The organism is Sulfitobacter sp. HI0129 (assembly GCF_001635395.1).
Lineage (GTDB): Bacteria > Pseudomonadota > Alphaproteobacteria > Rhodobacterales > Rhodobacteraceae > Sulfitobacter.
The window spans coordinates 1-3,233 of record NZ_LWGH01000281.1; the positions used below are offsets into that span (position 1 = coordinate 1).

Sequence of the window (3,233 nt, forward strand, 5' to 3'; positions counted from 1 at the left end):
GCACCTAGCAGAAGGCCGGGCCCCGGTTCGACCCGCAGGGCGAAATAGATGCCGATCCCGAGGGCAAGGCAGACCGGAACCCAGCCCGCCAGATGGCCGCGCTGCCGTAACATCACCTCCGCCATTCGCCCCGCAGGCCGCATGCTTGCCCCCGTTCCCCGCACTGGATAGACAGGCGCCAAACGGTAGGCGCGCCAGGGTTGACAAAAGGTAAACCCGGCCGCGCCCCCATCCGCCGCATCGACAGCAGGACAGGCCCAAAGGCCCGTTCCAACAAAGGACCGCCCGCCCATGACAGCACCCGTCGTCACCCGTTTCGCACCCTCGCCCACCGGTTTTCTGCACATCGGCGGTGCCCGGACGGCGCTGTTCAACTGGCTTTATGCGCGGGGTCGCGGGGGCCAGTTCCTCTTGCGGATCGAAGACACGGACCGCGCGCGTTCCACGCCGGAGGCGACGGCGGCCATCCTGCAGGGTCTGTCATGGCTCGGTCTCGACCATGATGGCGAGGTGGTGAGCCAATTCGAAGGCGCCGAGCGCCACGCCGAAGTCGCCCATGCCCTGCTGGAGGCCGGCAAAGCATATCGCTGTTTCGCCACGCAGGAGGAAATCGCCGCCTACCGCGAAACGGCCAAGGCCGAGGGGCGCAGCACGATCTACCGCTCCCCCTGGCGGGACGCCGACCCCGCCGATCATCCGGAAGGGCCTTCCGTCATCCGCATCAAGGCACCGCTGGAGGGCACGACCGTGATCCGCGACGCGGTGCAGGGCGATGTGACCATCCGCAACGACCAGCTTGACGATATGGTGCTGCTGCGGTCGGACGGCTCGCCTGTCTACATGCTGGCGGTGGTGGTGGATGACCACGACATGGGCGTGACCCATGTGATCCGCGGGGACGATCACCTCAACAATGCCGCGCGCCAGATGATGATCTATGACGCCATGGGCTGGGACGTGCCGGTCTGGGCGCATATCCCGCTGATCCACGGCCCCGACGGCAAGAAGCTGAGCAAGCGGCACGGCGCGCTGGGGGCACAGGAATATCAGGCAATGGGCTATCCCGCCGCCGGCATGCGCAACTACCTCGCGCGGCTGGGCTGGAGCCACGGGGACGACGAATTCTTCACCGATGCGCAGGCGAAGGAATGGTTCGACATCGACGGCATCCGCAAGAGCCCCGCGCAGTTCGACCTGAAGAAGCTGGAAAACATCTGCGGACAGCATATCGCCGTCTCGGATGACGCCGCAATGCGGCAAGAGATCGAGGGATATCTTGCAGCAGCAGGGCTCCCCGCCCTTGCGCGCGATCAGGCGGATGGGCTCGAACGTGCGATGTATTGCCTGAAGGACCGGGCAAAGACCTTCCCGGAAATACTTGAGAAGGCCCATTTTGTGCTGACTTCGCGCCCCATAGAGCCGGACGAGAAGGCGGCGAAGAACTTGCAGGATGATGCGCGTGACATGCTGGCGGAATTGACGCCGCATCTGCAAAATGCTAGCTGGAACAAGGAAACGCTGGAGCAGATCCTGAACGATTTCGCGGCTGCGCGGGATACCAAGTTCGGCAAGCTGGCGGGGCCACTGCGAGCGGCACTCGCAGGGCGGGCGGTAACACCATCGGTGTTCGACATGATGCTGGTTCTGGGACAAGACGAAACGCTTGCCCGGCTGGCGGATGCCGCTACCTGAAAGCAAAGTGCGCCGCGGGCTTGACCCTCTCGCCGGGTCAGCCGAAAACACATAGCGCGCGTCCCGATCCCGGAACGGGGCCGTGCCACGGCGGAACATCCCGCCACATCACACGGGAAGGGACATCATGGCCGAAACGAAAAAAACCGCAAAGCTGACAATCGACGGCAAAGAATACGAACTGCCCGTCTATTCGCCCACGGCCGGGCCGGATGTCGTGGATATCCGCAAGCTTTACGCGCAGGCCGACGTGTTCACCTACGATCCCGGGTACACCTCCACCGCGGCCTGTGACAGCACGATCACCTTCATCGACGGCGAAGAAGGCGTGCTGCTGCACCGGGGCTACCCGATCGGCCAACTGGCCCAGAAATCCCACTACCTCGAAGTCTGCTACCTGCTGCTCTATGGGGAGCTTCCCTCCCCCCAGCAGCTTGAGGATTTCGAAGCGCGTGTGACGAACCACACCATGCTGCACGAGCAGATGATGTATTTCTTCCGCGGGTTCCGCCGCGACGCCCATCCCATGGCCGTCATGGTGGGCGTGGTGGGCGCGATGTCCGCCTTCTATCACGACAGCACGGATATCAACGACGACTGGCAGCGCGAGGTCGCCTCGATCCGGCTCATCGCGAAGATGCCCACGATCGCCGCGATGGCCTACAAGTACACCATCGGCCAGCCCTTCGTGTATCCGCGCAATGATCTGGACTATGCGTCGAACTTCCTGCGCATGTGTTTCGCTGTCCCGGCCGAGGAATATCAGGTCAATCCGATCCTGAGCCGCGCGATGGACCGCATCTTCACGCTGCACGCGGACCACGAGCAGAATGCCTCCACCTCCACGGTGCGGCTGGCCTCTTCCTCGGGTGCGAATCCCTTTGCCTGCATCGCCGCCGGCATCGCCTGTCTCTGGGGTCCGGCGCATGGCGGTGCGAACCAGGCTTGCCTTGAAATGCTCAAGGAGATCGGGACACCCGATCGCATCCCGGAATTCATCGCCCGTGCGAAGGACAAGAACGATCCCTTCCGCCTGATGGGCTTCGGCCACCGCGTCTACAAGAACCACGATCCCCGCGCGACCGTTATGAAGGAAAGCGCCGACGAGGTTCTGGAATTGCTGGGTGTGGAAAACAACCCGGTGCTGCAGGTCGCGAAAGAGCTGGAGAAACAGGCGCTGGAGGATCCGTATTTCGCGGAGAAGAAACTCTTCCCGAACGTCGACTTCTATTCGGGCATCATCCTCGAAGCGATGGGTTTCCCCACTTCGATGTTCACCCCGATCTTCGCGCTTTCGCGGACCGTGGGCTGGATTTCGCAGTGGAAGGAGATGATCGCCGATCCGCAGAACAAGATCGGTCGTCCGCGTCAGCTCTATCTCGGCGAGACGCAGCGCGATTACGTGGATATCGAAAACCGCTGATCTGCGCACGACTTAGACGAACGCCGCCCTTCGGGGCGGCGTTTTACGTTTCTATATCCCGGGACCAAGCCGAATCACGTAAGGGCGAGCGTTTTGCGTGTAGGATCAACACTCTCTG

Annotated in this window: 2 protein-coding genes; both read left to right on the forward strand. The window is 62.8% G+C overall.

Going from position 1 to position 3,233, the window contains the following annotated elements:
* The first annotated feature begins 291 nt into the window (after positions 1 to 291).
* Positions 292 to 1,692 carry a glutamate--tRNA ligase gene (gene gltX / locus A3764_RS06110; RefSeq protein WP_067928674.1) on the forward strand — a complete coding sequence of 467 codons (1,401 nt, stop codon included), beginning with the start codon at positions 292 to 294 and terminating at the stop codon, positions 1,690 to 1,692.
* A gap of 127 nt (positions 1,693 to 1,819) precedes the next feature.
* Positions 1,820 to 3,115 (forward strand): citrate synthase, encoded by a 1,296-nt coding sequence (locus A3764_RS06115; RefSeq protein ID WP_067928676.1) that lies wholly within the window; start codon positions 1,820 to 1,822, stop codon positions 3,113 to 3,115.
* Positions 3,116 to 3,233 lie beyond the last annotated feature (118 nt).

Bases quoted from the DNA above. Each gene is read 5' to 3' on its own strand.
- gltX (WP_067928674.1), top strand. From the start codon at position 292: ATGACAGCACCCGTCGTCACCCGTTTCGCACCCTCGCCCACCGGTTTT.
- A3764_RS06115 (WP_067928676.1), top strand. From the start codon at position 1,820: ATGGCCGAAACGAAAAAAACCGCAAAGCTGACAATCGACGGCAAAGAA.